At 30.4% G+C, this 3,216-nt stretch carries 5 protein-coding genes; 2 read left to right on the top strand and 3 right to left on the bottom strand.

Annotated features, from left to right (window positions below; genetic code table 11):
* Positions 1-86: 86 nt before the first annotated feature.
* From AC1RRU_RS12495 to AC1RRU_RS12505, 3 genes are read right to left on the bottom strand one after another with little or no spacing between them, the layout of a single operon-like run.
* Positions 87-1,256 carry a toxic anion resistance protein gene (locus tag AC1RRU_RS12495; RefSeq protein ID WP_011275798.1) on the bottom strand — a complete coding sequence of 390 codons (1,170 nt, stop codon included), beginning with the start codon at positions 1,254-1,256 and terminating at the stop codon, positions 87-89.
* Between the two features lie 26 nt (positions 1,257-1,282).
* On the bottom strand, positions 1,283-1,909 hold the full coding sequence (locus tag AC1RRU_RS12500) for a 5-bromo-4-chloroindolyl phosphate hydrolysis family protein (protein ID WP_011275799.1): 627 nt from the start codon (positions 1,907-1,909) through the stop codon (positions 1,283-1,285).
* A gap of 21 nt (positions 1,910-1,930) precedes the next feature.
* Positions 1,931-2,200 (bottom strand): acylphosphatase, encoded by a 270-nt coding sequence (locus AC1RRU_RS12505; protein ID WP_011275800.1) that lies wholly within the window; start codon positions 2,198-2,200, stop codon positions 1,931-1,933.
* A gap of 163 nt (positions 2,201-2,363) precedes the next feature.
* Between AC1RRU_RS12505 and msaA the strand changes: the two genes are divergently transcribed.
* Positions 2,364-2,672, top strand: a complete 309-nt coding sequence (gene msaA, locus AC1RRU_RS12510; protein WP_011275801.1) for a regulatory protein MsaA — start codon at positions 2,364-2,366, stop codon at positions 2,670-2,672.
* A 204-nt stretch (positions 2,673-2,876) separates the two neighbouring features.
* Positions 2,877-3,077: a cold shock protein CspA gene (gene cspA / locus AC1RRU_RS12515; protein WP_002433901.1), complete on the top strand. Its 201-nt coding sequence runs from the start codon at positions 2,877-2,879 to the stop codon at positions 3,075-3,077.
* Positions 3,078-3,216: the final 139 nt, after the last annotated feature.

Below are 3,216 nucleotides of genomic sequence, written 5' to 3' on the forward strand. Positions count from 1 at the left end.
AAGACAATTTCTATATTATTTCAATAGAAATTGTCTTTTTTTCACTTATCCAAGAACTTTATGTCCCGGACTCTTTACTATTTTAGTTATTCCTTCTTCATCGAAAGTAAGTGTTGTTTTAATTCATCTTCTAAGCCAACAAGTTCTTTCTCAGCTTCTTTACGTTTTTGACGACCATTTTGTTGGATTTGAAGTGTTTGTTCAATTGTTTCAATAATATCACTTTGCGTTGTTTTAAGTGTTTCAATGTCTACAATGCCACGCTCATTTTCCGTAGCAGTTTCAATAGCATTTTGTTTTAACATAGCCGCATTCTGAGTAAGTAAATCATTGGTTGTATCTGTTACAGCACGTTGCGCAGACACTGCATTACGCTGTCTCATTAACGTAAGGGCAATTGCCATTTGATTTTTCCAAAGTGGAATACTTGTAAGTATAGAACTTTGAATTTTCTCAGCCAACGCTTGATTAACATTTTGGATCATTCGAATTTGTGGTGCAGTTTGTATAGCAATTTGACGAGACAATTGTAAATCATAGATACGTTTATCTAAACGATCAACAAATTGTTCCATATCCGCTACGGCTTGTATATCCATTTGATTACCAGTTTGATTGGCATGTTCTTGTAATTTTGGAATGTCGTTCGTTTGTATTTCGTGTTTTCTTCTTTTAGCGGCGGCGATATATAAATTAACATCATCAAAGTAATCTTTATTTTGTTGATATAATCCGTCTAATAATTTGATATCTTTTGATAGATTATTTTTATGTCTATCAAGCTGAATTGTAATTCTATCAATCTGGGAACTTACTGATTGCATCCTAGAAAATACTTCATTAATTGAAGCTTTTGTACGTTTAAAAAAGCGCTTAAGTTTTGATTGTTTCTCTGGATTTAACTCATCAGGATTTACAGCTTTTAACTTAGTCATTAATTGATTAAGTGAATCTCCAACAGGTCCAATATCTTTCGTCTGCACTTCATCCAACATTTTATGTGAGAATTTAGACATATTTTCTTGCAAATGTGAGCCATATGATAATAGACCATCATTGTCTAAAGGTTTAATTTGTTGACTAATACTTTCAATTTTTTGCATTTCTTTATCACTGAATTGTTGCTGAAAATCATCTAAAACTGTATTTTGATTCGCTAGACTGACATTACTATTATTATCTAGGTTATTTAGTTGCTGTTGTTCTATATAATCATCTAATGGATGTGAGTTGTTAAATTGATCATTTCGAGGCATTTAAAAAATCGCTCCATTTCTATATTCTAGTTATCTTTATGACGTTTTTGTTCTAATTTATTAAGTTCCATTTCAACATCTAGACGCTCATAATCATCTTCATTGATTCTCTTCAAATCAGCAATCAACGTACGTTTAACTTCATCTAAAGTTATACGAGTTTGTTCTAATTTTTGCTTTTCTTCAATCGTTTTTTTTGGCATTTTTGCTAATCGAGTATACGACTCTATTAAATTTAGCGCATTATCTATATGCGAATAAAAGAAACTCTCTACTTTAAAAAACATTGCTGGCCTTTGTTTAACAGCAAAATGAATTGATTTTGAAATTCTATATATATCATTGATTTGTCTGAAATCTTGAATAGATCTTACATTGACAAATGATTTTAATATTGTTCTAATCTTATCTTGCGCTTGCTTTAAATGGTTGCTTACGTAATGATAGTCTCTTCGTGAAAGACCAATTTCGGTTAAATACTTCCTAGACGTGAGTCGTTGAGTAGGAAAGTAGGACACAAAAAACATCCCAATACCAACCAAAGCATCAATAATAAATGAGAGATCAAAGCCAAATACGCTGACCATCCAAGATATCATAGCTACTGGAATCCCTACAATTACGCCTAAAAGTCGAGAAATATTATATCTCAAATTACATCTTCCTTTTTATATTTAAATCGATTTAAAATCAGAAAAATCTTCACTCACATTAGTATCTTCAAGCTCATAGTGTGTAACATGTGAAGCAGGTGATGCACCTTCAGTCACAGCATTAATAAACTGTTCGAGGTCATCGTCATTACCTATTGCATATATTTCAACATAATCATCTACATTCTGGACAGTGCCTAGAATATTATACTTATTCGCTAATCTTTGTGTATAATATCGAAAGCCTACACCTTGAACTGTCCCAAACACTTGTAAATGCTTTTGCTTCATAGTATCACTCCTTATATATATTATACGAAGTTTTATACTAAAAAACTAATATTTACTATGGAATAAACAGGCTATCGGACAAAAGTATGAGACATTATATTTTTAATTCAGATATAAAATAGTTAAAATGATTATTATAGGCTAATTGAGAGGGGAAATATACATGTGGACAGTTGCCAAAATTAGAGCTGACTATGAGGGATGGTGGTTATTTAGTGACTGGACAGATAAAATTATAGAGCAATATCAATTTACTTCATATGATGAAATGCTAAACTACTACAAAAATATAATTTCAAAAAGTAAAGATTATTACGATAATTATGTTGTTGGAAAATACAATATTCATGCGTTTTATAACAATTGCGATTTAAACTTTTGTGAAGATTGTGAAGAAGATTTACAAATATTTTATAGTTTTATTGTATTAAATAATAAAGAAGTATATTATAATCTACCAAAAATTAATTAAAAGACAATTTTCTATAATTGTATTGCAATTTGGTAAGAACTAACATATAATTATTATTAAGCAATGGTTTTATTCCATATTGCAAAGAATATCTGTAAGAGTTATTTATAGCGTTTTGTTATTAATACATAATTGTCACATGTATTTTTTGTAATATGCGAATAATGCATATTGAAAGAATTTAGTCTTGGAGGTTTCAGAATTATGAAACAAGGTACAGTTAAATGGTTTAACGCTGAAAAAGGTTTTGGTTTTATCGAAGTTGAAGGTGAAAACGACGTATTCGTACACTTTTCAGCAATTAACCAAGATGGTTACAAATCATTAGAAGAAGGTCAATCAGTTGAATTTGAAGTAGTTGAAGGCGACCGCGGTCCTCAAGCTGCAAACGTTGTAAAACTATAATAAATAGATTGTAAAATATTGACTTTAGTAACACCTTACCAAGATGTAAGGTGTTTTTTATTTTGGCTCTACGTCAAATCGGACTGATGAGTCCAAATATTGAGATTAAGCAACCTTAGGTTGTTTAATCTCTTTTTTT

It is taken from the genome of Staphylococcus sp. GW821-FHT11H10, assembly GCF_058807855.1.

Bases quoted from the DNA above. Each gene is read 5' to 3' on its own strand.
- AC1RRU_RS12495 (WP_011275798.1), bottom strand. From the start codon at position 1,256: ATGCCTCGAAATGATCAATTTAACAACTCACATCCATTAGATGATTAT.
- AC1RRU_RS12505 (WP_011275800.1), bottom strand. From the start codon at position 2,200: ATGAAGCAAAAGCATTTACAAGTGTTTGGGACAGTTCAAGGTGTAGGC.
- msaA (WP_011275801.1), top strand. From the start codon at position 2,364: ATGTGGACAGTTGCCAAAATTAGAGCTGACTATGAGGGATGGTGGTTA.
- cspA (WP_002433901.1), top strand. From the start codon at position 2,877: ATGAAACAAGGTACAGTTAAATGGTTTAACGCTGAAAAAGGTTTTGGT.